This is a genomic window from Cohnella boryungensis, assembly GCF_042651945.1.
GTDB classification, from domain to species: domain Bacteria; phylum Bacillota; class Bacilli; order Paenibacillales; family Paenibacillaceae; genus Cohnella; species Cohnella boryungensis.
Genome location: NZ_JBHSED010000021.1, coordinates 36,232 through 61,398, shown reverse-complemented (window position 1 = coordinate 61,398; position 25,167 = coordinate 36,232). Strand labels below are relative to the sequence as shown.

Genomic DNA, 25,167 nt, shown 5'->3' with positions numbered 1-25,167 from the left:
CTATTTAACTTGTCACTTAGTATTAAGCTCTCGTAAGATAGCTTCGTTGTGTTCCCCAATGCGGGGAGACCCGGTTACTGAGGTTAATCGTCTGCCATCGATCCGAATCGGGCAACGTAGAGCGCGATATGTTCTTCCGCTGGATCTTTGAACAGTCTGATTCATCTCCAAAGCGCGGAAACCGTCATGTTTAAGTAGACCGTTCCAGTCCATTACCTCCGAACATGAGATTCCCGCCTGCTCCAACGCTATTAGCCAATCCGCCGTCGACCGAGAAGTGAGCTTCGCCTGAATCCATTGCCGAACGTCCTCTATGCATTCTAGTTGATTTACGGCATCGGATGTACGTTTCTTCTCTTCCTCCATACCTATGGCTTGAATCAGTCTTGTCTGCGAGCAGCCTCTTCCAATAGCAAGATAACCGTTCATTGTCCGGTAGATCCCGGCTGGAGCGCTCACTTGCCCCTTTTCATTTGCCTCCGATGAGCTAACAAGAATATCAGAGAATGCTTCCTGCATCAAGTCAAGAGTTGCTTCAAGCAAGCTCGTCTCGACAAGCGCTCCTCGTCCGCTCACACTACGTCGAACTAACGCGGCCAGGATGCCTTCCGCCAGAAGCGCACCCGCTCCCATATCAGCGACCGCAAGACCATATGCCAGTGGGGAGTCATGATTACCGTCACCGAGATCGCGCATCCCTGATCTTGCTAAACCGGTAAGCGACTGCACAAGAAGATCCTGCCCGGGCATCCCCATCAGGGGGCCCACTGTTCCGTAACCGCTGATTGAACCGTAAACGATACTCGGATTTATTTTTCGTACCGCATCGTAACCGAACCCAAGTCTCTCTATGACTCCCGGACGAAAGTTCTGAATGACGACGTCCGCCTTTTCTAAAAGACGAGCAAGAGCTTCTTTCCCTCTCTCGTCTTTTAAATCGACACAGAAGCTCTCCTTGTTACGGTTGATCGCATGAAATAGCGAGCTATCGCCTTCAATCTCCACATTAGAAATGTAAAGTCGCCTGCATAAATCGCCGCCACTCGGGTTCTCGATCTTGATGACGCGTGCGCCGAGATCGGCAAGTCGAAGTCCAGCGTAGGGCCCGGATAGAAACTGGCTGAAATCAACGACTGTCAACCCTGCGAGCGGTTTGTCGGCGCGGCTCATTTCCATGCTTCTCCTAGCTCGAGATCGATGGCGGACGTGTCCTCTCCCAATACCGGTGAAGCTTTCGAAGAAACGAGCCTCTCGCCGTCTATACGAATCGGACATCGCGTCGTCCGCAGTGTTGCGCCATTACGACGACTTACCTCTATCACCATATCAAGCGCTTGGACTCCTTCGTGATGAAGCGCTTCCTTCATCGTCCGCACCTCGGCACACCAATACCCTCCAGCTTCCAGTACAGTCAGCCACTCCCGGGTTGGACGGTTTCGCAAATGTGAAGCGAGAATAGCCTTAATCTCGTCCCGTTGTTCAAACCAACTATTAGGGTCAGTGTAACGGGTTAAAGGCTCGCAGCTCAGCAATTCGCCTAGTCGAACAACAGAACCCATCGCTAACGCTAGGAAGCCATCTTTGGTCTCATAAATGCCGTAGGGCGCTCCCAAATAGGCGTGTGCACCGCTAAGTCGACTTCGAACCGGCAATTTTTCGCCATCGTTTAGATGAGTTGTCAAGACCTCGAACTGCAAATCCAATGCCGCTTCCATCAAGCTTGTCTCGACAAGACCGCCTTCTCCAGTCCTGCCGCGTCGTACTAGCGCAGCCAGGATCCCCTGTACCGTGTTCGCACTAGCAAACATATCGACGGCAGACAGACCGAACGGCATTGGCGGCTGATCCGAGGTGCCGTTTAGCCACGGAATGCCGGATAGAGCTTGCACGAGCAAATCCTGACCCGGTTTATCCTTCCAAGGTCCTTCCGCTCCATAGCCGGTGATGCTGGCATATACAATTTTCGGATTTATCCGCTTTACCGATTCATATTCCAGCCCAAACTTCTCCATTGTGCCAGGGCGAAAATTCTCGATTAATACGTCCGCTTTCTCAACAAGTCTCTTCACTTTGAGCAAGTCGTCCGGATTCTTAAGGTTGGCTGCGTAGCTTTCCTTATTGCGGTTCATGGAATGAAACACGGTGCTATCCCCGTCAACCTTCAAGTTCGATAGGGTTAATCCGCGGCTTGCGTCACCTCCATCCTCACGTTCGATCTTAATCACGCGAGCCCCGAGATCGGCCAACCGCATTGCTGCGAATGGACCAGCTAGGTACTGGCTGAAATCGAGCACCAACAAACCTTCCAACAGACTCATCTCTGCGTCTCCTTATCGATGTTTATTCTCTTGTTATTCTGCGATTAGCTGAGCTCTACGACAAAGCGGTTGGTTAGACTGCCAAGTTGGTCAATCTCGACTGTAGTAGAATCTCCTGGTTGCAAGTAAACGCGACGATCAGACGGTAGCCCCAGCACGACTCCTTCTGGCGTTCCCGTTAGAATAAGATCACCCGGCTCAAGAGTCATATGTTTAGAAATGTAGCTAACTAGCTCGTCGCATCTGAATATCATATCCGAAGTATTTGAGTTCTGACGAAGCTCCCCGTTCACATAAGTGCGAATTCCAAGTGAATTGGGATCCCCCACTTCGTCCGCAGTTACAAGATAGGGACCCAGGGGGCAGAATCCATCGCAAGTTTTGCCAAGCATCCATTGTGCTGTACGCATTTGCAGATCACGTGCCGATAAGTCGTTGGCCGCGCAATAACCGAAGACGTTCGCAAGCGCGTTTTCCTCGTCGACATTTTTCGTACGCTGACCAATGACAATGACAAGCTCTGCTTCGTAATCCAACTCGTTTGTAACCTTCGGCACGGTAACTTCCGCGAGATGTCCGGTGAGTGCGTTTTCAAACTTATTGAACAGAATTGGATACTCAGGGTATGGCGCATTTGTCTCATCTGCGTGTTTGCGATAATTTAAGCCGACGCAGATAATCTTGCCCGGCGACGTAATGCAAGGCGCATATTCGATCTCAGACTCCGCCAGCAAGCTATGCCCGTTCTTAAGTGCATGCTCCGTCAAAGCCTCAAGCTGCTGGATCGCAGTTGTCCCTGCTTCTACGGCCTCAATCGTCGATGTCGGCGAAGGAAGTCCGCTCTTCTCCCGTGCGGCATTAACGTCAATTATTCCTCTGTCTGTCTTGATCCCCAGTACAGCGACTCCTTCTTTATAAAACGATAACAGCTTCATCTTGTTGTATCCGCCTCTCGGTATGTTGTTTGATATTCTTTAAGCATTTTTTCCAAATACGACGCCACCGTCAATATAAAGCGGTGAACCGAGCATAAACGATGATTCATCAGAAGCCAGAAACAGTGCGGCACGGGCTACGTCTTCCGGGCGGCCGAGTTCACCGCTAAGCTGTCTAGTCTTGATCGCCGCGATCGCTATTTCGGGATCTTCGTAGGATTCACTTAAGTACTTTTCAACAAATGGGGTCATTATTGTACCTGGTAATAGTGCGTTAACTCGAATGTTATACGGTGCGTAATCAACCTGCATAGACTTGGTAAGTGCCAGTACGGCTCCTTTAGTTGCAGCGTAGGAGGCTCTTCTGGCAAGACCGATCTCAGCGATACAAGAAGACATGTTGATGATGCAGCCGCTGCGTCGCTCCATCATATGTGGAAGCACAGATCGGCACGGCAAGAAGACGCCTTTAAGATTTACACGGATGACACGATCCCAGGACTCAGGTTCAATTTCGTGGATGGCGCCCACTCCGCTGATGCCCGCATTGTTAAACAGAACATCGATTCTTCCATACTTGCCGATAGCGATTTCCGTCATCTCAGCTACGGAATTGGGATCGGCAACGTCGGCATTAATGTAGAAGGCTTCGCCGCCTGCTTGCTGGATTAGACGGACTGTTTCAAGACCGCTCTCCTCGCTGAGGTCGTTAACGATTACCGTTGCTCCTTCGGAAGCGAACAAGAGCGCAGCGCTTCTGCCTATACCGGAACCCGATCCGGTAATTAAACTCACTTTGTTGGCCAATCTCGGCATCACAGCCACCTCTATTTCATATATTAAATATGTTTTTATATATGAATGGTATCATCAAATTCCTTCTTTCGTCAATCGTCCTACAACCAAGCAAAAACGCCTCCGGTGTCCTCTGACAGCCGGAGAAGCTTTGCGGAGACGATACAGGGAAGAATATACGTAAAACTTATAAAGCCTGTATCGTTAAAAAAACTGGCCTTTCGGGAAATACCCGATCAAAAGGCCAGTGCTTTCAATTTAATCGTTTTTATTTAAGTCATATGCGCCTATAAGTGATTCGTTTTGAATCGCTCTATAATTTCAGATACGGCTCGATCAGCGGATCTGAGCGCGCCTTCCAGATGTCCGCCTTGAGTACGAGCGGTTTCCGTACCTGCAAAAATGATCTTCTTGTCCCAGCTTTGCATACCCGCAGGAGGACCATAACTTGGATAGTCTTGAAATCCCTTGAGCGGTAAGCAATGAGGCTGCTCTCAGGCCACTCAATCCTGCCCCAATAATTATCACGGGTTCATGCTGTGTCATGTTAAATTCCACTCCTGTATACTTCGGCGATTCGATATGCGGTAACGCTGCGAGCTCAACATCGGGAGAAAAGTGGAGGCTTCAAGCTTTCTTCGTTCGGAACCAAACGACGACTGGAATCAGCAGTAAGGATAGGAAAGCTCCAGCCAAAGAAAGTGTCGTATAGCTGGATTGCGCTACAACCATACCGGACAATGCGCCTCCAGAGGCTCCCCCTAAAGCGATCAAAACATCCACCGTGCCCTGGGTCTTTGCACGAACCTGCTGAGGCGTTGCATCAACAATCGCCGCCGTTCCGCTAATCATGCCAAAGTTCCAACCCAATCCAAGAAGCGCAAGCGCCAGAACCAGCAACCCCATAGAATCACCAGGCGCAAATGCTGCCAGTAAACCTGACAACAGCAACGTAAATCCGGAAACGTACGACATGATAATATGACCAAATTTATCGACGAGAACACCAGTAATAAGAGAAGGGAGATACATCGCAGCAACATGAATGCCGATGACTATCCCCACCTCGCCCAAGCCGTGACCATGATGTTGCATGTGCACGGGAGTCATGGTCATAATGGCAATCATCACAATCTGGGTGAGAACCATGACGGTTGCTCCAATTGCAATGCCTTTTTTACTTATGGTGTTTTCTTGAGCATGGGATAGTTTCTCTTGGTTAGGAATAGCCTTGACCCTTTGCCCTTCAGCAACGGCCTTTGCGACAATGAACGGATCAGGCCGCAAAAAAATAAGAAGGATCAAGCCGGCTGCAATATAAGCCACGGCTGCGAGCATGAATGGCCCTGACAACGAAGGAGCGCCCCAGGAAGTAGTAAGCCGTCCAGTCAGGTTTACTAGATTCGGGCCGGCAACGGCACCAAACGTTGTGAATACCATAGCCATACTTATCGCTTTTGCCCGGTGTGCAGGCAATGCCAAATCCGTACCTGCATATCGCGCTTGCAAGTTTGTAGCCGTGCCCGCTCCGTATAACAGCATCGAAAGAAAAAGTAAAGGAATACTGTCTACTAGCGCTGAGAGTACAACGCCGATGGCTCCCAAACCGCCTGTAATGAATCCAATAGCCAGTCCGGGCCGTCGTCCCCAGCGTTGGGAAAGGCGACCGATCCCAAAAGCGGCACCAGCCGAACCCAATGTAAATAGCGCAGTGGGCACTCCAGCATAGCTATCCGAACCAATCATGTCTTGCGCAAGCAATGCGCCAACGGTGATTCCTGCCGCTAATCCCGATCCGGCAAGAATTTGTGATAAAATGACTACCTTCATTGTTTTTACATGTAACTGACGCTGCTTCTCCGATGAATTTACATACTCCAAAATGGAAGGGGGCAGATTTTGCACTTTATCCCCCATAGCTAATGGATTCTCCAGCATTTGTATTCTCCTTCTCTCTTTGAGCCACGATAATTCTTCTTTAAATTCTAATATTCAATTTTTCTATTGAATTATAGTTATGAACGCTGGCTTCGTCAAGTGCATTCTAATGAGGATTGCGAAGCCAGTTCGTCTGCTCATTACACCAGACTGAATTGAATTTTGAAACGTATTCCTCGTTAATGCAGTTGCTCCCATCTGAAAAACCTCCTTTTAGTATGCGGTATAGATTCATCTTTTTCTTACCTCCTTACAGTTCAGTTATGGAACGCTATGCTCAATTGAATAATTGAACAGCTTGATGTACACTATATAAAAACTCTAGACTAATCGGTTTGATAACGAAAGGAGTCCTTCATATGGATTGGATTGAAATTACAAGTATTGAGGAATGGAACGAGGTTTTGAGTAAGTCATCTGAACGTGGACAAGTAATTCTTAAGCATAGTACAACTTGCCCGGTAAGTGCTAATGCACTTCAAGAATATGAACAGTATTTAAAAGATACACCGAATGAAAAATTGGATTATGTCATGATCAAAGTCATCGAATCGCGACCGGTATCCAACCAAATAGCGGAAGATTTGAATGTGAAGCATGAATCTCCACAAATCATTTATGTAAAGGATAGAGCCAAATACTGGACTGCCTCGCATTGGTCTGTTACGAAGGCGCATATGACCGCAGTGTTAGATTAACTTTTCAAGAAGCGAGGAAAATGAATTATGACCAATAATATGTTGGACTCTGCGAATATCTTAAAGGAAGAGCTCTATAGACACTTATCGAGAATCGGAAAATGCCTGTCGAGCGATAAGCGTTTGGAAATACTGAACTTATTGTCCCAAGGATCAAAAACGGTGGAGAAGTTAGCCTCTTCCTCGGGCATGAATTTTGCAAATGTATCTCGTCATCTACAGGTTTTATTGGATGCCAGACTTGTTAAATTCACAAAGAAAGGCACACACGTTATCTATTCCTTGGCTGACCCTGCTATTGTTGACTTCATGACTTCGCTATGGAGGATTAGCGAGAAGCAAATTCCGGATATTGCAAGACTTAAGGGCGATTTTATGAATAACTTAGACAACATTCAAACTCTAACGATGGATGAAGTGATGGAAAAGTTAAATACGGAGTCCATACTTCTTTTGGATTTACGACCGAAAGAAGAATTTGAAATTAGCCATATTGAAGGCGCTATATCGGTACCAATGGAGGAACTGGAGTACTTCATACGTGAACTGCCTCAGGATGCCGAGATTATTGCTTATTGTAGAGGTCCGCTCTGTGTATACTCCGCAATAGCGGCACAAAAGCTGCAGGCCGAAGGATTTAAAGCCTATCAGATGGATGAGGGATTGAATGAATGGCAGGAGCATTTTGCTTAATCGATGCTTTCGATTATGAAACCAGCCTGTAGCTGCTTAAATGTTGCCGCTATAGGCTGGTTTTCTGTGAAATTCCATATTCCCTTAGACAAAACGCTCAAAAGTCGCACTGCCCGATTTTGATTCCATAGTACGCAGAACAATTTACAGGCCCTTCTTGTTCGTTTATGCTACGGGGGCTGCCGCCGCTTCAGCGAATAATAGAGTGGTTCCCTTAGATTATCTCTCTAACGCTTCGATTGCATACTTCAACTCGACATCCTGTCCGTTCATTACGCTTTCCTTGAACGTTTCTTCGTTTAGAGGGATTTTAATGTCGGGAACCGCGCCCCCGGACCCAGATTGGTCAGCGTCGCCCTGAACCACTTTGTCTTGATTGAGTGACCTCCCATCTGGAAATTGAATGATGTACCCCTCTGGCATTTTTATTTCAATCGGGCTGCTCATAAGTCCAAACGAACCGGCTGTAGATGTAAACCCTACAATTTTGACGTTAGGCAATCCTTTTAATGCAAGAGGCATTCCTTCTCCCGAGCTACCGGTTCTGCTGTTGACTAATAGGGCCACTTTCCCATCAAAATAAGGCTTTGAAGGCTTGACCCTAATAACCTCATTCCGGTTCAGCTCAAACTTTCCCGTATATCTGTTGTAATAACTGACATATTCATAGTGCTTCTCCTCTTTAACGAAGAAACCGGCCAGATTAGCGGCAAGCTGATCCTCCCCGCCTGGATTGTTCCGCAGATCGATAATCAAGCCTCTTACGCGCTTGTCCTGAAACATCTTTAATAGGTCCGCCAAGCTTTTTTCGGGGGCGGTAATGTTTGATTTAGGGAGAAAATGCTTGATTCTCACATAACCGTACCCGTTGTCCAGAAGCTCGCCTTCAATTGGGGAAGCATCCAAATCGGCCTGAGTGAATTTGGTTTTCGTCTTCTTGAGCGTTTCGAATTGATCGTCATAAGCCGTCAGACTCGTTCGGACGAACTCCGTCTCTCCCCAATTGCGAAATTCCACTTGCACTTCCTTGCCGATGGGCGCCCGAACCATAAAACGCCCCTGATTGAACCTCTTCACCTCATCCGTAGCCATGCTGGTCTCGCTCCAAATCGTCCGGTTGAAGGTTTCCTTACCGGTTACCCCGTCCCACATGACGATTTCCGCGCCCAGCTTAATTCCGCTTTTCTCGGCGGGGCTATTCTCCAAAACCAGACTCACGAGAACCTTGCCGTTATCCAATTGAACGGTGCTTAGTCCGAAGCCGCCGCCAACTTCTTTCTTAAAAACCTCATTCCCGTCGTACACATTGTCGTTAACGATTTTGATATGTCCGTCCCGCAGAGAAAATAAATATTCTCTTAACGTTATATAATACAAATCGAAGTTTTTGTCTTTCTCGGCCTGTTTGAATATCGGCTCGTACTTGCTTCGACGCTCATTCCAGTCGATTTTCTTCCATTCCCCGAACGGATACTCCCGCGATAATCTCTCGTTCATTTTCACGAAAGCTTCGGAGTAGCTCATTCCGCTTAAATCGCTAACCGGGTTGTACCGCAATACTCCCTCGTACATTAACACAAACACAATGGGAACAACTCCGCATACGCAGATAACGCTCCTAACGCCCCTGAGTACTTTCTTCCTCGGAGCAGTCCAGATTTTAGGCTTAAACAGTCTCTTGATTGTGCATACAAACAGGATCAGCGTCAGCGAATCGATGATTAGAGCCGGAATCGTAGTGTCTCCGGATGCAATGCTTGCAAGGGATGCAAGCAGGCCCGCGCTGGGCAAAAAATCAAACCATCTGTAATGTTTCTTGATAGGAACCGCATAAATCGTCAATACGAATAAATTGATGATGCACATTACCAGCTCATAAACCGTCAACCATTTTACCGAATCAATCGTGCCAATAACGCTCATTCTCCGTCTCCTCCATTCATTTTCTTCTGTATTCTGCGAGATACATACGGAAGAATATGGGGGAAATATGAACGGAGCATGAACTGATTTATGTTCTGACAGATGGAATGGCCGGCAGATTAACGACGACTTTAGTCCCTTGTCCGACATTGCTTTCAATACGAATGCTGCCCTGGTGAAGAGCGACAATTTTATGGACGATGGCGAGTCCAAGACCGTTGCCGCCGCTGCGATTCCGGGACCGATCCGTCTTGTAAAAACGCTCGAAAACGCGGCTGAGTTGTTCAGGCGCAATGCCGATTCCGGAATCGGATAAAGTCACGATATATTCATCCATGCGAGTCCTTATTAGAATATGAATGAATCCGCCTTCAGGCGTAAACTTGATGCTGTTGCCCAGCAGGTTCATCCATACTTGGTTAAGCTGATCCTTATCGGCCGTTATTTCAGCCTGAGGCAAGTCCAGATCAATGTGAATGTTCTTCCCCGACCATAAGGGCTCGCAGTTCACTACAACCTGTCTTATTTGCTCGTCAAGATTAAACGCGGTGTACTCCAGAGGATGGTGATTGGAATCAAGGGACGCAAGCTTGAGTAAATTATCGCTGAGTCTGGATAATCTGCCGCTTTCCGTCAAGATGATATCCAGATACTGAACGCGCTCGTATTCGGCAATCGGATTCATATCCTTCAACGCTTTCGCAAAACCGGAAATGGACGTTAACGGAGACTGGATCTCGTGCGACACATTCGAGACAAAGTCCTGACGCATCTGCTCCAATTGTTTAAGATCAACCGCCATCTCATTAAAGCTGCGAGCCAAAGTTCCTAACTCGTCCTTGCGCTTGACGCCCAATTCCACGTCGAAATCGCCCTTTGCAAGTCGTTTAGTCGCGGCGGTAAGCGTCTTGATTGGATTTACAACATAGACGGCGGCGATGAGAATGCAGATGCTTCCCGTAATCAGAACAAATAAAAGGATGGTCAACATCATGTGAATGAGGGTCGATTCGTTTTTGGATGAGGGCAGCAAAAATAAAGCTTGACGCTCGCCGCCGATTTGGAAGGGCAGCCCGATGAACGTCATCTTGTCTTTGGAGGTTGACCGGTATATCGCCCCCTCGATGACTTTTCGACTGGATTCCTGTGAAATTGCAAGCTCGTCCGTATCGGAGCTGAACTTGAATGATTTCATGACTCCAGAGTCGGCGTATAATTGAATGGAGTAGGAGGTCAGCCGCACCATGCTTTGCATGAACTCATCCGGATTTTCCGGGCTCGTCTGTTCGTAGACTCGAATGATCTCCTCTGCAGCCGCTACCATATCGTCCTGCCCTATTCGGTCTATTTTTTCCTCAAACAGGGCTAGCCCGGCAAGAACGGAGACAACCAAGCCTACTGCCATGGCAGCCAAAAATGTTAACACGACGCGGACGTATAAAGACCTCGTCATTTATTTACCTCTAGCCGGTATCCGAGACTGCGAACGGTTTCGATACGGAAATGGTCGGCATCTTCGGCGAAACGCTCTCTTATTCTCTTGATGTGGACATCGACGGTTCGGTCGTCGCCTTCGTAATCCATCCCCCAAATTTGCACGATAAGCTGCTCTCGGGTCAATATTTGTCCTGGATGACAGGCCAGCTTGAACAGAAGCTCAAACTCTTTTAACGGCAATATAAGTTCTTCGCCTTCGCGGATGATTTTGAGGGCTCGCCGGTCCAGCACGATTTCGCCTAATTGAACGACCTGGGAGGAAGCGATTCGATACCTCTTCAACAGCGCTTTTACCCTCATCACAAGCTCGACGGGATCGAAAGGCTTAGTCACGTAATCATCCGTCCCAAGCTGAAAGCCTTTCACCTTTTGGTTCGCTTCCCCCTTGGCCGTCACCATCAGCAACGGAATTTCCGGATACAGCCTGCGGATCTCTCTGCATAGCTCCCATCCGTCCATATGCGGCATCATAATATCTAGGATGACGATATCGACTAACGAATTTTCCATGACGGTAAGCGCCTCGATACCATCTGCCGCCTCGACTGGATCAAACCCTTCGTTCCGCAAATACAAGGTTATGAGCTTGCGAATATGAACATCGTCGTCTGCGATAAGTATTCTGGCCATGACCCCTTCGTTCCCCTTTCTGTCTGACGTAATTGACCATTACTCTTACTTTATCGGACGAAGCGATAACTTAAGCATACACCTGCAAATTTAACATTGCGAAATCTACTTTCAATTCCGTTGCAACACTATTTATGATACGGTTCACCGCGCTGTCTGTAACGGCAAATTATAAGGGGCCGTCTCTTATGGGACAGTCCCTTTTTCTAAACGCCGACTACTCCCCCTGTTCCTCCATCCACCGCTCAATCAGGTGATCCAGTTGTTCTCGAAGAACCTCTCTTTCCGTCCAGTTCCTCTCCAATTGGGATACCGCTTTCGTGTCTTGCCCCAGTTCACCTAACGCGGCTTCAAGCTCTGCAAGTCGTCGTTCCGCCACTTCGATCTCCTCTTCAAGCTTCCTGCCGCGCTGCCCCCCCTTCTCTCTTCGAACTGCGACCGACGACGTTCGATTCGGTTCCGACCGCGATTGCCCCCGCTCTTTCACCTCGCCCTCGATTGACATAACCATCCTGCGTCGGCTTTCCGCCCTATATTCATTAAATCCGCCCAGATAAACCGCTAGACGACCTCGATTCAGTTCCCATATTTTCTGTGCCAGACGGTTCATGAGATACCTATCGTGGGTCACAATCAGAATCGTACCTGGATAATCCTCTAGCGCTTCCTCAAGCGCCTCCCTCGACGCGATGTCCATGTGGTTCGTTGGTTCGTCCAGAATGAGCAGGTTAGGCTTCCTGTGCACTAGCAGTGCCAACCTTAGACGTGTCCATTCTCCGCCTGAGAGCAGACGAATAGGCTTGAACACATCAGCGCCGTAGAAAAGGTAAGCAGCCAATCGGTTACGGGCTTCACCTTCCTCTAGCCTGGCTCCCCCTCGGTAGTAGTCCAATACGGACTGTTCCGCATTATCCGGAATCTGCTGCTGAGCGAGATAACCGACCTCGACTCGGATGCCGAGTCCCGCATCTCCACCGTCTGCGGAGACCTCTCCAAGGATAATTTTCAGAAGAGTCGATTTTCCTGAGCCGTTGTCTCCGTTCAGCACCACTTTCTCGCCATAGTGAAGCTCTCCCGTTACACCTTCCAGAACGGTTTTCGACCCGTATTGCTTCTCCACGCCATCGAGGATGACGACTTGTTTCCCGGACCGCTCGGAAGGCCGAAGTTCGAACTCCGCATCCCTGCGATGGATTGCGGGACGTTTGAGTTTCTCTATTCGGTCGATCGCCTTCTGCATGCTGGCCGCCCTCCGGAAAAACTTCCCGTTATCGCCGATTCTCCCCCATTCCATCAACTGCTTAAATGTCTCCCGCATTTTCTTGATCTTCTTCTGTTGCTCTTGGTAATCATCGAACTGCCGAAGAAGCAGCTCTTCCTTCTCCTTCACATATTGAGTGTAGTTCGTATGGAACACGGTCGATTCGCCGTCCTCAAGCTCCACGATCTTTGTAACGACTCTGTCGAGAAAGTAGCGGTCATGAGAAACAACTAGGCAAGCTCCTCTGTATTTCAGCAGAAATTCTTCTAGCCACTCCACCGCAGCCAAATCGAGGTGATTCGTCGGTTCGTCGAGAAGCAAAAGTCCGGGCTCCATCAGTAGCTGCGAGGCGAGACCTACTTTTGTTTTCTCGCCTCCAGACAAAGAATGGTATTCCCGGGAATACCATTCCCGAGGAATGCGTAAGCCATCTGCAATCTGATCGATTCGGGTATCCAGCTCGTAGCCCCCGTCCAGTTCGTAGCGTTCTTGCAGCTTCGCATACTCTATGAGCAAGGCCTCTAAATGTTCCGGAATCAGATCCGGCGATGACATCGCCGATTCGAGAACTGTCATCCGCTCCCGATACTCGAGCAGTTCTCGGAACCCGGCTACCAGCACTTCCATGACTGTAGTACCGGCTTCCAATTCCGGTATTTGTTGAAGATAACCGATACGCGCATTCTTTCGAACAGCCAACATTCCTTCGTCCGGTCTGTCCAGCTTGGCGATCATGCGTAGCAGAGTGGTCTTACCGCACCCGTTGCGACCGACGAGCCCCGCTATTTCACCGTGATGCAGTTCGAAGGTTACATTTTCCAAGACGAGCTGGGCGGCGTTGTATTTCTTTACGTTTTGACAATTTATCGTTAACAAGTGGGTTCCTCCTAATACGAGGCCCTACCCGTCTGAGTACCATAAAAAAAGGACGCAGGGAAAATTCCCTACGTCCAGTCCGGTTCGATCCGTTCAGGTTAAGGTAGGAGCCTTTTCGCGAGTTGTGAAATCGTATGATTAAAAATGGACAGACTTCTCCCGTCTTGCTTATAACCATGAACGATGCCAGCCATCGCGATGGGCAGCCGGCTCACTTGATTATTCACACACTCCCGATTCATCCTACCTTCACCTCCCTTTACGTAATTAATTCCAACTATACTACAACCAAATACGCCTCGGCAACGTTCACCCGACCATTATTTTTGCAAAATGCGTAAGGAGCTGTCGCAGCCAGCTCCTTCATACCGAGATCAATCCAATTGTGCGCGAGAGAATAAATCCCTGATTACAGCGTCATCCTCGCATGCATCTTTAAATCCAATGGAAAAACTTTGTAAAGCCTCTCTGTTGTCTGAATAAGCGCAGAACATACTTGCTTCTGGGTCGAAATGTACGATACCCATCAACTGAGGCATCCTTTCCTCAAGAAAAACAGCAGCCAGAGAACCCCAATCGTAACCGTTGCCCTCAAATCCCTCGTCGGCTCTTGTTTGAAAAACTTCATCTTTATACGTACCAATAGCCAAAATGACTGATGATTTTCCATTATTATGCTCTACTAACAGAAATGGTTTTACTTTTTCTGCCAAGGGAACTTTTCCTATCCCGATATCGTTACTCTGTTCACTCTCTGCCTGTACTAACTGCTTTCGTTTACGTTTCATTTGGCCGATTTCTTGTCGGCTCCATTCTATAAACATCAAAGCATCCTTATCCGCGGGGTCTAGCTTATTCACAATTTCGAATTCTCTAATTGCTGCTTCATATTGTTTCAGGTGGTAGTAGGAATAGCCTAGACGGTAGTGCCAAAGAGGGTCCTTGTCACCTTGTTTCTCCATCGTCAAAAGCAGCTGCACTGCCGCTTCGTAACGTTCCAAATTATTCAATGCTCTTGCCAAATGACTGACCGAATCATAATCCCTGTCCGGTTCGGGAATTTCCAAAATCCGATCTGCGATTTTTTCATACTCGCGATCATTATGCCAAAGGTTTAGCTGTTTCAACAGATCTTTTTCCATGCTCTACCTCTTTTCGTTTGACACTTCGCGGCTTATCGCGGCGTGTAGCTCATAATAATCCATCGTCGAGGTCTCCACGAAACCGCAGGATTGATAGAGCCGGAGGGCATTGGCGTTCTCCACGGCCACCTGCAGCATAATGTCCCCTGCGTTCGCTTCCTTCAACTTATCTATCGCCTTCAAGAGAGTCGCTCTTCCATATCCCTTGCCGCGATACTCGGGCAGAACGCCCAGACCATAGATGCCCCCAATGCCGGGGACAGCTGGATATGGACTTTCCCAATGACCTGTTGGTCCGCTTCTGCAAGATAGATGGTCATGCCCCTCTTTTCTTCCTCCTCAGGTAAGATCATCCCTTCCATTAGATCGCTTGTCTCCTCTTCCCCCAGCTTGTCGCCAAAGTATATCGCATTCTGCCGGTGAATCTCCCACGCATCGGCATTCGTCGCCTTTCGAAATATAATGCCCTCTAAGTCATTGTGTATCTCCGGTCGATTCACTCGCAGATACATCTCATGCTCCGAATGATGATACCTTGCTCCGGTTCCTTGGATGAACGCTCGCCCGGCTTCTGACTTCCGATCGCTTAAGAGAAGCATACTTTTGGGAGATTTGCGCCTCCACTCTGCCAAAACCAGCCTACTTAGTGTCCCAAAAACGCCTTGCCGCCTGTATTCTGGATGAACCATGCCATTCACTTCGAGCGGTGTATCTGCGCCGCCGAATTCGCAAACCCCTATATAGCCAATCAATTCATGTCCGTCAAAATACATGAATTCATTGATTTCGCGGATCCCCGCGCAGTCTTTCCCTGTGTTTATGCCAAGCTTGTAGTCCAATTCGAGCTTCAGCGTCGTCTGGTCTTCGCGGATGCACCGTTCTTGGAGTCTGTTAATCAAGTCATAGTCTTCTTGGCAGATTCCTTCTCTAAGCTTCAACCACGGGTTACGGATAATCTTCATGTGACACCTCTATTGGTCCGATTGTCGTATTCCCGAACGATCAAGGGTTCAGGCCGATGACAACTATGTTCAAATCTGGTGACAAATCAATTTCTGCTTCGTGATAGAAGTAATTATCTGACGAATTATTCTCACCTGCTGCGACTCAGTTACACTTGCTATAGCCGCAATTCCCGCACGTTTTGCAGCCTTCGACGTTCAGCAGGGAGGCCGAGCCGCAGGAGGGGCACAGATCCTTTGACGTGTAGGCGACTCGCGCTTTGTCGGACAGGACGTTGTAGCCGGTTGCCGCGATGGGCGTCTCGACCGCCGCCGCTTGCTCGCCATCGGCGAGACCGGCATGGGTTTCGAGCGCTTGAGCGACCGCATCGGCGATGGACTCGACGCGATTCGGACCGAAGCCGACGGCGCCGGAGCCGCCAATGCCCTTAAGATGCTTCACGAGCAGTTGGACTTTGTCGCCATGATCCCCGTAGCGCAGGAACAACGAGCAGACCCGTCCGAGCGCTTCAGCCATCGCGAAGACATCGGAGCCGGCTTTGCCGACGTTCAGGAAAATCTCGCCCGGCGTGCCGTCGATGTCGTTCACCGTAATATAAGCCATTCCGAACGGCGTATTATATTTGTAGGTCGCGCCGCGCAAAATTTTCGGACGGCTCTTGTACGCTTTGTCGAACGTTTGCTTTTGCTGCGGAGTCACGTTCACGTTTAACGCGGCATCGAGCGTCTCTGCGGGAGAGCTCGCGGCAGCTGCGCCGACGGCGGCCTCCGCCTGAGCCGCTTCCTTCTTCTCGTCCTTGGCCGTGCTCAGAACTTGCACGTCCCGACTGCCGTCCCGATAGATCGTCACGCCTTTGCAGCCCAATTCGAACGCAAGCTCGTACAGCTCGGCCGTCTCTTCGACCGTGAAGTCGGACGGACAATTCGCCGTCTTGGAGATCGAGCTGTCGACCCAGCGCTGAATCGCCGCCTGAGCGCGAATGTGATCCTTGGCGGACAAGTCCATCGCCGTAACAAACCATTCCGGCAGCGTTTCGCCCGGATGCTCGTCCTTCCACTCCTGAGCGATCGGGACAAGCTGCTTATCGAAGCCGAGACGGCTCTGACGGAAAAATTCAAAGGCAAAATAAGGCTCGATGCCCGTTGAGGTCCCTACCATCGTCCCCGTGGAGCCCGTCGGCGCCTGCGTAATGACGGTAACGTTGCGCATGCCGCGCTTGGCGACCGCTTCGCCGACTTCCGGGTACACCTCGACCATATTTTTCATAAATCCGCTTTGCAGGAACGGCTCAGCCTCGAAGGCAGGGAAAGAGCCTTTCTCCGCCGCGATCTCCGTAGAGGCCAGGTAGGCTTCCCGCGCCATAAAGCCGTAGATTTTGTCTAGAAACTCCAGGCTCTCCGGGCTGCCGTAGCGAATTTCCAGTCGAATCATCAGCTCCGCCAGCCCCATAGTCCCCAAGCCTACGCGACGCTCGTTCTGCTGGTTTTTCTGATTTTCCGGGAAATGATACGGCGTCTTGTCGATGACATTGTCCAGGAAACGGGTGGAGTATTTGACGACCTGCGACAGCTCATCCCAAGCCACGTCGTGGTTCTCCGCATCGTAGAACTTGGATAGATTAATCGCCGACAGATTGCATACGCCCCACGCGGGAAGGCCTTGCTCTCCGCACGGATTCGTACAGATAATCGGATTAAAATACCAGCTATTGGACATCTGATTGTAGTATTCCATAAAAACAACGCCCGGCTCGGCCGATTTCCACGCGCCCTCGATAATGCTCTTCCAGACGTCGCGCGCGCGAACGGTCCGATAGGGTACGACGTTCTTGCCAAGCCTCTTCCATTTCTCCAGGTCGCCGTCCCATAACTCGTCATATTCGGGGTCCTTGGCGTCCGGGAACACCAGCTCCCAATCGGCGTCTTCCTTAACCGCCTTCATGAAGGCATTGCTCACGCATACCGACAAGTTCGCGTTCGTTACCTGGCCCATGGTCTGCTTAACGGTAATGAAATCCTCTACGTCGGGATGCCAGTCGTTAATCATCAGCATCAACGCGCCGCGACGGCTGCCTCCTTGCTCGATCAGTCCGGTCGTATAGCTGAACAGTCCGCCCCAGGAGACCGCCCCGCTGGAAGAGCCGTTCACGCCCTTGACGATGGCGCGCCGCGGCCGAAGAGAAGACAGATTGATGCCGACTCCGCCGCCGCGAGCCATAATTTCGGTCATCTCCGACAGCGTCTGCATAATCCCTCCGCGGCTGTCGTGAGGGGATGGGATCACATAACAGTTAAACAGGGTCAGCTCTTCGCTGGCTCCCGCTCCCGCAGCGATGCGGCCGCCCGGAACGAGCTTCCAGTCCTCGAGAAGCCAACGGAATTTCTCTTCCCAGGCTTTTTGCTTTTCTTGCGTATCCTCAACGGAAGCCATCGCTTTAGCGAGACGCGACCACATCTCTTCCGGCGTCTTTTCGATCGTAAGGGTAAGCTTCTCCACCGTAGACTCGACAAGCTCTCCGTTGCGGAGCTTGACCGTTACTTTTGCCCCCTCGCGCGCGACGACTTCCCCGACGTCCTTCGTAGGAAATTTCGGATCGTCCTTCGTCAGCACGAGCACGACGTCGCCGACCTGAGTCTCGTTCGTGTCCGCGTTCTTCCATGCATACCGGTCCAAAAATATTTTCTCGCTTAATCCTTCCAGCCGTCTTCCCTGCATCGTGTTCAATCCGGCACACCCTCTCCACAAAAATGAATAGCTGTCCTCTGATTTACGACGCGCGACAATCGTTCGCATATGTAAATTGTACAATATATTGTGTCCGAAAACCATTATAACCCCCCACATTTGGTGCCCCTTATGAATATTCCGTGAATTTCCGCCATCTCTACATCGCCTTCTCCATGACTTCGAGCACTGCCTGCCGCCGATCATTTCACAGATTTGTTTTGAATCCCGCGCGTTTGCTCATACTAAAGAAAGAGTTGAGATGTTACCGCTTAGGAGGACTTTACCGTTGCAAATCCCACACTCCGGTCCCACCCCCGTCGGCCTATCGGCCGCCGATGAGGCATCATCCCCTATCCCGTCGTCTACCGAGTCGCCAGCGGGCGTCTCCAAGCCTCCCTATTCCGGGCAAATTCCCGATTCCCCGCCGCGCAAGCTTCATCCTCTAGTAGACCTGCACCTCGATCGGGGAATATTCGAAGAATTGGAGCGCAGAGCGGAGCGCAACGGCCCTTGGGACGATTGGTCCATCTACCAGCTGGCTCTGGAGGCGGAGCAGGCGACCTTGGTGACCGACTTTCATGCACTGCGCTGCCTTTCCCTATTGCCGCACTTCGAGCCGATGCCTCATCAGATCGATACCGCCCGCAAAGTGCTTCACGAGATGCGAGGACGGGCGATTCTCGCCGATGAAGTGGGACTTGGCAAGACGATCGAGGCCGGCCTGATTCTGAAAGAATACTTGATTCGCGGTCTGGTCAGAAAGGCGCTGATTCTGGTGCCCGCGTCGCTTGTGCTGCAATGGGTGCGGGAGCTGAACGGCAAGTTCGACATCCCGGCTGTCGCGCAGCGCAAAGCTTATTCCTGGGACAATGACATTGTCGTAGCCTCGATGGATACCGCCAAGCGCGATCCCCATCGCCAAGCGCTTCTGGACAGCGAGTTCGACCTGATTATCGTGGATGAGGCCCACAAGCTGAAAAACAAACGAACGGGCAACTACCAATTCATCAATGAGCTGCGCAAAAAATATTGCCTGCTGCTCACCGCGACGCCGGTTCAGAACGATCTGTCGGAGCTGTACAACCTGATCACGCTTCTTAAGCCCGGCCAGCTCGGAGGCGAAGGAGATTTCGCGGCGAATTTCGTCGCGGATCGCCGGGTGCCGAAGAACGAGGCGAAGCTGCACGAGGCGCTTGGTCAGGTCATGATTCGCAACCGCCGCAGCGACGGCGGCGTCGAGTTCACGAAACGCGTCGTCACCAACGTGACGCTTCGTTTGTCCCCCGAAGAGATGGCGCTTTATGACGGCGTTACCGATTACGTGCGCAAGCATGCAGCGGCCGAGAGCGGCGATATGGCCAGCATGCTGTCGCTCGTCACGCTTCAGCGCGAGGTCTGCTCCAGCCGCGATGCCGTCTTCCTCACCCTGATCAACCTGTTCAAGAAAACGACCGAGGATTCGCCGCTCCGCGCCCGCATCTGGGAAATCGTCGAGCTGATCAAAAGCATTAAGGCCAATACGAAAGCCGAGAAGACGATCGAGCTGATTCGCAGTCTTGACGACAAGGTGATCATTTTCACGGAATATCGGGCGACGCAGGAATATTTGCTGAAGTTTTTCAAGGATCACGGCTTATCCGCCGTGCCTTACCGGGGCGGCATGAACCGGGGGAAGAAGGACTGGATGATGGAGCTGTTCCGCAAGCGCGCGCAGGTCATGATCGCGACCGAAGCGGGGGGAGAAGGTATCAATCTGCAGTTCTGCCACCACGTCATTAACTTTGATCTGCCCTGGAACCCGATGCGGGTAGAGCAGCGAATCGGCCGCGTTCATCGCCTCGGACAGACAGAGGATGTGCAAATCTTCAATCTCTGCACGATCGGTACGATTGAGGAGCATATCGTTCACCTGCTGCACGAGAAGATCAACATGTTCGAGCTGGTCATCGGCGAGCTGGATGAGATTATTCAGCTGTTCGAGCAAGACGAGTCGCTTGAGAAGCGTCTGGCCCAGCTCGTGCTGGAAACCGCTGACGGCGAGGAGCTGCGCCGAAAAATCGACGGGCTCGGGGATACGCTGATGGAAACGAAAAATCGAATGCTGCAGGAGAAGCCGACATGAATCCCAAACAGGTTAACCGTTTTGTCGTCTGTTATTTGGAGTCCAAGCTGTGCCACTTCGTCGAGAAAAGCCCCTCCAGCGTCACCGTCAAGCTGTCTCCCGACGCGGACCGGGCGCTTTCGAACCGTCCCTATTATTGGAGCTTTGTCGACCGCACCGGCACTCCGCCCGAGACGATGACCTACCGCTGGTCGTTCGAGCACCCGACGATGGCCGATAGAACGAACGCGTCTCCGATTTCCTACGTGATGACCGAATCCGGCCGCGTCATTCAGGAGGAAGTATACTTCGGCTCCCGGCGGCTGCACCAGCTCTTCGAGGTCGTTCAGCATGCCGGACGCTGTGTGACGCTGTTCGAAGAGCCGCCGCGCGGAAGGCTGGACCCGCTCGGCTCCTTGCCCTATACTGCATGGCTGGGCGTGAACTTCAAGGTCGGCTATGAATGCGATATGAAAAGGGAAGAGCTGTACGACTGGGGCATCTCCCTCGCTACCGGCATCATCCAGGAACGCTTCATGGACAAGCTGAAGGATCGAAGGCTGACGCCGCGACTTCCGTCGAACGTTCACCTGTTAAGGAATGGATTGTCTCTGCGCAAGGGGATGGTACAGCTTGAAGCCGCGCTGGAACGGAAGCTGCGAAATACGGACTTTGGCTGGGCGGTCGAAGCCGAGGCAAGAAGGCAGGATGAGCTGGAGCGCATTCGTCAATATTACGAGCCGATGCTGGCGCACATGGAGCATCCCGACCAGCGGGAGCAGAAGGAACTCTTGACCGCCCGATTTCGGCAGAGAGAGGCAGAGATCGATTGGCAGTATCGACCGCGCGTCTCCGCCTCCGTCTTGAATTGCGGTATTTTTCACCTTCCGGGCATCGATTAGCCAGCCTTGGCGAAAATACGCCGTGAATCGGCAAAAATAGAACCGTCGTCAGAACTCCTTCCATGACAGGTTCTAACAGCCTCGGCAAAGCTTGTCCGATACAATAAATTTCAGAGAACAGGGTTGTCCATTCTAGGAAACAGCAGGTGATCGACATGTGGTTATTCGCAAGCTCGAAGCAGAGCCGGATGCGCGCTTGCCGCCGGTTCGCTATAACCGTTGCGGCCTTGGCCAGCCTGGCACTGTATGCCGCTCCCCCTACCGCCTACGCCGCGAACTCCGAATCCGCGTCTCGCGCCTCCGCTCCGTCGCGGCTGGAGCGTCAGGTGCAGGATTGGGTCGCGCAGTTGTCCGAGCGCAAGCCGTTTCACGGCTGGCAATCCGCCGATTCCCAGATCGAAGCGCTCGGTCCCGGCACGCACAGCTGGCTCGTGTTGTTCACCAAGGATGGTCATGACATCGGCTATATGGTCGTGCACGCCGTGACGGACGGCACGTTCCGGCTAGGCGAATACGGCGTAGGCGCATTCCCGCTATTCTCCCCGCAGCTGCTGAAGCGTTCCCTTATCGACAGCGGACTGGTCTCGGAGAATCGGGCCGAGGCCATTACGGCAGTCAAGCATTATCTTCATCCCTTCTCCGCCGCATGGGAGGTTTCCATAGGAAACGATACGTATTGGTTTGATGCCAAGACCGCGGAGCAGCTTCCTGTCGACCGGAAGAACTGGAACGATCGGTTGTCTTCTTTGCATGGCGCTTCGGAAGCCGCCCCTGTGTCAAAAGAGGCCCGTGTCGAAACCCTGCAAATGAATGAGTCTTTCGATCCGTATGATAGATTGTCCTGGCTCACCAAAGAAACGCCTTTCCGCGCGAAAGACGTTGATCTGCTGCAGAAGCGTCTGAACCAAGGCAAGCCTCTGCGGTATGTAACCGAGCCGTTCGGCGATGCCATGCTGTATGCAGTAGCGGTCATCGGCTACCAGCGCTGGTCGAACGGCCGTGTGGATATTGCGATGGATATGAACGGAACGCGCTTTGCTCCCCTCGACGCTCTGCTGGATCAAGGGCAATTTTACCGTTGATTCGTTAAGCTTCGTACGGTCTCATTGCATCATTGCGACGTATTCGCGGAACGCGCCTCCGGGCGCGTTTTGTTTTTTCTGTCCACACGTCCGCCCCACCATAGCATCAGCCCCATCGGAGCCATCCCGAACCATTTCGTCAGCCAGGGCTCCTTGCTCATCGCCGCCGGCTTTACCGGCTGCTCCTCGGGGGAGCGGTCCATGTAGCTGACGACTCGCTCCGTTACGTACTTCAAGTATTCGGAACTGTCCATGCTTCTTCCCCTCCTTGTTCATAGCATGCCCGAATGCGGCATCGGCAATCCCCTCGAACGTGGCTTTCTGCTTTCGAGGCATTTGCCTGTTGCATGAGGAAGGCGCTTTTGAGTCACGCTATAGCAAGTTGGTCGTCACGAACAGGAGGATGAATCGGCGTGTTACGTAAACTATGTCTGCTCTGCTGCTCGATGCTGCTGCTTGGCGGCTGGAGCGGGGCCGGGAGCCCCCCTAGCGTCAAACGGGCTTTGCCTTCGGCCGATGTCCTGATCGATGCCGGACATGGAGGGATCGACGGGGGAACGCATTGGAATGGCATATTGGAGAAAGACATTAATCTGGCCATTTCAAGGAAGCTGTATTTGCTGCTGCGCGCCAAAGGCCTGAAGGTGATTCTGAACCGTACCGGCGATTACGCGCTCAGCGACGACAACCGCTGGCATCTGTCGCGCTCCCGGCATCGACGCGATCTTTCCCAGCGCAGAGGCTTGACGGACGAGATCGGCGCCTCACTGTTCGTCAGTATCCATGTCAATTGGTCGCCGAAGGGGAATAAAAGAGGCCCTCTGGTTATCCATCAGGCCGAGGGAAGAAGCGTCGTGCTTGCGCGCTTTATTCAGGACAGTCTTAATCGCCAGCAGGGCAGATTCCGGCTGCCTCAGGTCGCGGATAAATTTTATTTGCTTAACCGGGTACAAGCCCCCAGCGTCATCGTAGAGACGGCGTTCCTCAGCGATCCCCAGGATCGCGCCATGCTGACCTCGATTCCCGGGCAGAATCGGATAGCCGCCGCCATCGCGAACGGAATTATCGCTTATCGGGCCTTCTCGCCCTGAGCGAGGGGATCGGGTACAGGCAGCATCCGGGTGAGCGGAACGAAAGCCGCTTGGCTCTTCAATTCGGGGATAGCGCCTCTGAGCGCTTCCGAGGTATGAAGTCCCGGCGCTCCGACGTGACCGATGACGATGCAGCGCTCGTTTTTGCCAAGAAACTTTTTGACTACGCCGATCTGTTTCAGGACGTGATGCTTCGTGTATACATCGTCGAGAAAGACGTCGTTATGGAGCGTGACAACCCCAATTTCTCGCGCAACCTTCGGCACGACCGTTTTGAAGGACGTCCGGCTGTCGAGGAAGAAGAGGCCTTTCTCCTTGCATACCTGCAGCACGATAGTCATGACGCGAGCATCGGCTGTAGCTTTGGAGCCCATATGGTTGTTCATTCCGATTGCATGGGGCACGTCCGCAATGGCCGCCTCCACCCGTTTGCGAATTTCCTGATCGCTGAGATCGGTCGTAATCGCACCGGGACCCAGCCAGCTCTTGCGTCCGCGAATGGGTTCCATCGGCAGATGTACGATCACATCGTGCCCCCGTCGATGGGCTTCCATCGCGTCCTTCTTCGTGGTAGGCAGGAAAGGCATAACCGCGACCGTCAGCTTGATCGGCAGCTCCAGCATCTGCTCCGTCCCTTTCATTCCGTTGCCGAAGTCGTCGATGACGACGGCAATCTGGCGCGGCTGGGCGGAATTGTCCGTAAAGGAGAATCGGGCTTGCGCCGTCGCAGAGCCCAGCAGCGTTCCCCCCGCCAAAGCGAGGGCCGCAGCCGATAAGCTTATTCTGTGTCTGAATTTCATAAGGTTCCATCCTCCAGCATGTAATGGCCAAACGGTGCATTGGCGCTTAGTATCTGCGGGAATGGAAATATTTATGTGCTTTTTTCTCTAATCGGCCAAGCGTTCGCACACCTCGTCACAGAAGGTCTTCACTCCGATAACGGTGAGGCTTTGAGAAGCGATCTTCTTGGCGGCGCATACCGCAAGCTTATAATCCGGCGCCCAGTCGTACAGCTTAAAATGAAAATGCCGGGGAAGCATATCGGATCGGAACTCGGGACGGTCGTCTCGCAGCTCGAACGAGAACGCGCTCAGCGGCTGGCGCAAGCCGGTGCCGATCGCCTTCACGTAGCTTTCCTTCAGCGTCCATAGCTTGAAGAACGCTTCCCATCTTTCCCGGCCCTCCTTCTCTATAATTTGCTTATATTCCGTCGGGTGAAAAAATCTTTCGGCGAGCTTAACATCGATCGGTCGAACGAGCTCCACGTCTATGCCTACCTCTTCCTCGTCGCATACGCATACGACCCAATCGCCCGAATGCGAAACATTGTATCGGAACCGCGGCGAATTTTGCACGAAGGGCTTGCCGCACGCATTGCGGGAGAACCGAATTTCCCGATTGCGGATGCGCAAACGGCGCTTCGCAAGGTCGCGCACCATCAAGTCGGCCACGAGCAGGCGCTGAGCGTCTTCTCTGCGGCGGAACTTGCGGATTCGTGCCCTTTTCGCCTCGTCCGCAAGCTCAAGAAGTCGGCGGAACTGCTCTGCGTCTATGTGCCGATCGCAGTATACGGCTATTAATTCCAGCATTCAATC

General features: G+C 51.6%; 22 protein-coding genes. 6 read left to right on the top strand and 16 right to left on the bottom strand.

What is annotated here, in order from left to right:
• Positions 1–12: 12 nt before the first annotated feature.
• The 5 genes from ACFO1S_RS12770 to ACFO1S_RS12750 all read right to left on the bottom strand — a co-directional run bounded on the left by ACFO1S_RS12770 (position 13) and on the right by ACFO1S_RS12750 (position 5,965).
• Positions 13–1,170 (bottom strand): CaiB/BaiF CoA transferase family protein, encoded by a 1,158-nt coding sequence (locus ACFO1S_RS12770; protein ID WP_204605326.1) that lies wholly within the window; start codon positions 1,168–1,170, stop codon positions 13–15.
• Entirely contained in the window at positions 1,167–2,318 is a 1,152-nt protein-coding gene (locus tag ACFO1S_RS12765) for a CaiB/BaiF CoA transferase family protein (protein WP_204605325.1), read from the bottom strand. Before ACFO1S_RS12765 ends, ACFO1S_RS12770 begins: the two co-directional genes overlap by 4 nt.
• A gap of 44 nt (positions 2,319–2,362) precedes the next feature.
• Positions 2,363–3,253, bottom strand: a complete 891-nt coding sequence (locus ACFO1S_RS12760; RefSeq protein ID WP_204605324.1) for a fumarylacetoacetate hydrolase family protein — start codon at positions 3,251–3,253, stop codon at positions 2,363–2,365.
• 39 nt (positions 3,254–3,292) lie between these two features.
• A complete protein-coding gene (locus ACFO1S_RS12755) occupies positions 3,293–4,069 on the bottom strand; it encodes an SDR family NAD(P)-dependent oxidoreductase (protein WP_204605323.1) in 777 nt (258 codons plus the stop codon).
• 606 nt (positions 4,070–4,675) lie between these two features.
• Complete coding sequence (locus ACFO1S_RS12750) at positions 4,676–5,965, bottom strand: MFS transporter (protein ID WP_204605353.1); 1,290 nt, start codon at positions 5,963–5,965, stop codon at positions 4,676–4,678.
• 380 nt (positions 5,966–6,345) lie between these two features.
• Here ACFO1S_RS12750 and ytxJ point away from each other — a divergent pair, with 380 nt between their 5' ends.
• Entirely contained in the window at positions 6,346–6,684 is a 339-nt protein-coding gene (gene ytxJ / locus ACFO1S_RS12745; RefSeq protein ID WP_204605322.1) for a bacillithiol system redox-active protein YtxJ, read from the top strand.
• Between the two features lie 27 nt (positions 6,685–6,711).
• Entirely contained in the window at positions 6,712–7,377 is a 666-nt protein-coding gene (locus ACFO1S_RS12740; RefSeq protein ID WP_204605321.1) for an ArsR/SmtB family transcription factor, read from the top strand.
• A gap of 219 nt (positions 7,378–7,596) precedes the next feature.
• On the opposite strand, the gene ACFO1S_RS12735 is transcribed toward ACFO1S_RS12740, so the two are convergent.
• The 8 genes from ACFO1S_RS12735 to ACFO1S_RS12700 form a co-directional block, all read right to left on the bottom strand.
• Positions 7,597–9,300: a S41 family peptidase gene (locus tag ACFO1S_RS12735; RefSeq protein WP_204605320.1), complete on the bottom strand. Its 1,704-nt coding sequence runs from the start codon at positions 9,298–9,300 to the stop codon at positions 7,597–7,599.
• Between the two features lie 88 nt (positions 9,301–9,388).
• A complete protein-coding gene (locus tag ACFO1S_RS12730; protein ID WP_204605319.1) occupies positions 9,389–10,753 on the bottom strand; it encodes a sensor histidine kinase in 1,365 nt (454 codons plus the stop codon).
• Positions 10,750–11,427, bottom strand: coding sequence for a response regulator transcription factor (locus ACFO1S_RS12725; RefSeq protein ID WP_204605318.1), 678 nt, complete (start codon positions 11,425–11,427; stop codon positions 10,750–10,752). Before ACFO1S_RS12725 ends, ACFO1S_RS12730 begins: the two co-directional genes overlap by 4 nt.
• A 217-nt stretch (positions 11,428–11,644) precedes the next feature.
• Entirely contained in the window at positions 11,645–13,564 is a 1,920-nt protein-coding gene (abc-f, locus tag ACFO1S_RS12720; protein ID WP_204605317.1) for a ribosomal protection-like ABC-F family protein, read from the bottom strand.
• 374 nt (positions 13,565–13,938) lie between these two features.
• Entirely contained in the window at positions 13,939–14,706 is a 768-nt protein-coding gene (locus tag ACFO1S_RS12715; protein WP_204605316.1) for an immunity 51 family protein, read from the bottom strand.
• 3 nt (positions 14,707–14,709) lie between these two features.
• Positions 14,710–14,931: a GNAT family N-acetyltransferase gene (locus ACFO1S_RS12710; protein WP_378126898.1), complete on the bottom strand. Its 222-nt coding sequence runs from the start codon at positions 14,929–14,931 to the stop codon at positions 14,710–14,712.
• The gene (locus tag ACFO1S_RS12705; RefSeq protein ID WP_378126883.1) at positions 14,886–15,668 is read right to left on the bottom strand and encodes a GNAT family N-acetyltransferase; all 783 of its coding nucleotides are present in this window, start codon (positions 15,666–15,668) and stop codon (positions 14,886–14,888) included. Before ACFO1S_RS12705 ends, ACFO1S_RS12710 begins: the two co-directional genes overlap by 46 nt.
• Before the next feature lie 145 nt (positions 15,669–15,813).
• On the bottom strand, positions 15,814–18,384 hold the full coding sequence (locus tag ACFO1S_RS12700; protein WP_378126897.1) for an adenosylcobalamin-dependent ribonucleoside-diphosphate reductase: 2,571 nt from the start codon (positions 18,382–18,384) through the stop codon (positions 15,814–15,816).
• A gap of 421 nt (positions 18,385–18,805) precedes the next feature.
• Between ACFO1S_RS12700 and ACFO1S_RS12695 the strand changes: the two genes are divergently transcribed.
• The 3 genes from ACFO1S_RS12695 to ACFO1S_RS12685 all read left to right on the top strand — a co-directional run bounded on the left by ACFO1S_RS12695 (position 18,806) and on the right by ACFO1S_RS12685 (position 22,481).
• Positions 18,806–20,518 (top strand): DEAD/DEAH box helicase, encoded by a 1,713-nt coding sequence (locus tag ACFO1S_RS12695; protein ID WP_378126896.1) that lies wholly within the window; start codon positions 18,806–18,808, stop codon positions 20,516–20,518.
• The gene (locus ACFO1S_RS12690; RefSeq protein ID WP_204605313.1) at positions 20,515–21,399 is read left to right on the top strand and encodes a YqhG family protein; all 885 of its coding nucleotides are present in this window, start codon (positions 20,515–20,517) and stop codon (positions 21,397–21,399) included. Before ACFO1S_RS12695 ends, ACFO1S_RS12690 begins: the two co-directional genes overlap by 4 nt.
• A gap of 155 nt (positions 21,400–21,554) precedes the next feature.
• Positions 21,555–22,481: a hypothetical protein gene (locus tag ACFO1S_RS12685; protein ID WP_204605312.1), complete on the top strand. Its 927-nt coding sequence runs from the start codon at positions 21,555–21,557 to the stop codon at positions 22,479–22,481.
• A gap of 29 nt (positions 22,482–22,510) precedes the next feature.
• On the opposite strand, the gene ACFO1S_RS12680 is transcribed toward ACFO1S_RS12685, so the two are convergent.
• Entirely contained in the window at positions 22,511–22,735 is a 225-nt protein-coding gene (locus tag ACFO1S_RS12680) for a YqzE family protein (RefSeq protein WP_204605311.1), read from the bottom strand.
• Positions 22,736–22,894: 159 nt separating this feature from the next.
• Between ACFO1S_RS12680 and ACFO1S_RS12675 the strand changes: the two genes are divergently transcribed.
• Complete coding sequence (locus tag ACFO1S_RS12675) at positions 22,895–23,572, top strand: N-acetylmuramoyl-L-alanine amidase family protein (RefSeq protein WP_378126882.1); 678 nt, start codon at positions 22,895–22,897, stop codon at positions 23,570–23,572.
• Here the strand turns inward: ACFO1S_RS12675 and ACFO1S_RS12670 are convergent.
• Both ACFO1S_RS12670 and ACFO1S_RS12665 read right to left on the bottom strand, forming a co-directional pair.
• Positions 23,551–24,372 (bottom strand): divergent polysaccharide deacetylase family protein, encoded by an 822-nt coding sequence (locus ACFO1S_RS12670; protein WP_204605310.1) that lies wholly within the window; start codon positions 24,370–24,372, stop codon positions 23,551–23,553. The genes ACFO1S_RS12675 and ACFO1S_RS12670 overlap by 22 nt on opposite strands.
• An 87-nt stretch (positions 24,373–24,459) precedes the next feature.
• Positions 24,460–25,161 carry a 4'-phosphopantetheinyl transferase family protein gene (locus tag ACFO1S_RS12665; protein WP_204605309.1) on the bottom strand — a complete coding sequence of 234 codons (702 nt, stop codon included), beginning with the start codon at positions 25,159–25,161 and terminating at the stop codon, positions 24,460–24,462.
• Positions 25,162–25,167 lie beyond the last annotated feature (6 nt).

Coding starts and splice junctions, on each gene's coding strand:
- ACFO1S_RS12770 (WP_204605326.1), bottom strand. CDS start 1,170: ATGAGCCGCGCCGACAAACCGCTCGCAGGGTTGACAGTCGTTGATTTC.
- ACFO1S_RS12765 (WP_204605325.1), bottom strand. CDS start 2,318: ATGAGTCTGTTGGAAGGTTTGTTGGTGCTCGATTTCAGCCAGTACCTA.
- ACFO1S_RS12760 (WP_204605324.1), bottom strand. CDS start 3,253: ATGAAGCTGTTATCGTTTTATAAAGAAGGAGTCGCTGTACTGGGGATC.
- ACFO1S_RS12755 (WP_204605323.1), bottom strand. CDS start 4,069: ATGCCGAGATTGGCCAACAAAGTGAGTTTAATTACCGGATCGGGTTCC.
- ACFO1S_RS12750 (WP_204605353.1), bottom strand. CDS start 5,965: ATGGGGGATAAAGTGCAAAATCTGCCCCCTTCCATTTTGGAGTATGTA.
- ytxJ (WP_204605322.1), top strand. CDS start 6,346: ATGGATTGGATTGAAATTACAAGTATTGAGGAATGGAACGAGGTTTTG.
- ACFO1S_RS12740 (WP_204605321.1), top strand. CDS start 6,712: ATGACCAATAATATGTTGGACTCTGCGAATATCTTAAAGGAAGAGCTC.
- ACFO1S_RS12735 (WP_204605320.1), bottom strand. CDS start 9,300: ATGAGCGTTATTGGCACGATTGATTCGGTAAAATGGTTGACGGTTTAT.
- ACFO1S_RS12730 (WP_204605319.1), bottom strand. CDS start 10,753: ATGACGAGGTCTTTATACGTCCGCGTCGTGTTAACATTTTTGGCTGCC.
- ACFO1S_RS12725 (WP_204605318.1), bottom strand. CDS start 11,427: ATGGCCAGAATACTTATCGCAGACGACGATGTTCATATTCGCAAGCTC.
- ACFO1S_RS12715 (WP_204605316.1), bottom strand. CDS start 14,706: ATGGAAAAAGATCTGTTGAAACAGCTAAACCTTTGGCATAATGATCGC.
- ACFO1S_RS12705 (WP_378126883.1), bottom strand. CDS start 15,668: ATGAAGATTATCCGTAACCCGTGGTTGAAGCTTAGAGAAGGAATCTGC.
- ACFO1S_RS12700 (WP_378126897.1), bottom strand. CDS start 18,384: ATGCAGGGAAGACGGCTGGAAGGATTAAGCGAGAAAATATTTTTGGAC.
- ACFO1S_RS12690 (WP_204605313.1), top strand. CDS start 20,515: ATGAATCCCAAACAGGTTAACCGTTTTGTCGTCTGTTATTTGGAGTCC.
- ACFO1S_RS12685 (WP_204605312.1), top strand. CDS start 21,555: ATGTGGTTATTCGCAAGCTCGAAGCAGAGCCGGATGCGCGCTTGCCGC.
- ACFO1S_RS12680 (WP_204605311.1), bottom strand. CDS start 22,735: ATGGACAGTTCCGAATACTTGAAGTACGTAACGGAGCGAGTCGTCAGC.
- ACFO1S_RS12670 (WP_204605310.1), bottom strand. CDS start 24,372: ATGAAATTCAGACACAGAATAAGCTTATCGGCTGCGGCCCTCGCTTTG.
- ACFO1S_RS12665 (WP_204605309.1), bottom strand. CDS start 25,161: ATGCTGGAATTAATAGCCGTATACTGCGATCGGCACATAGACGCAGAG.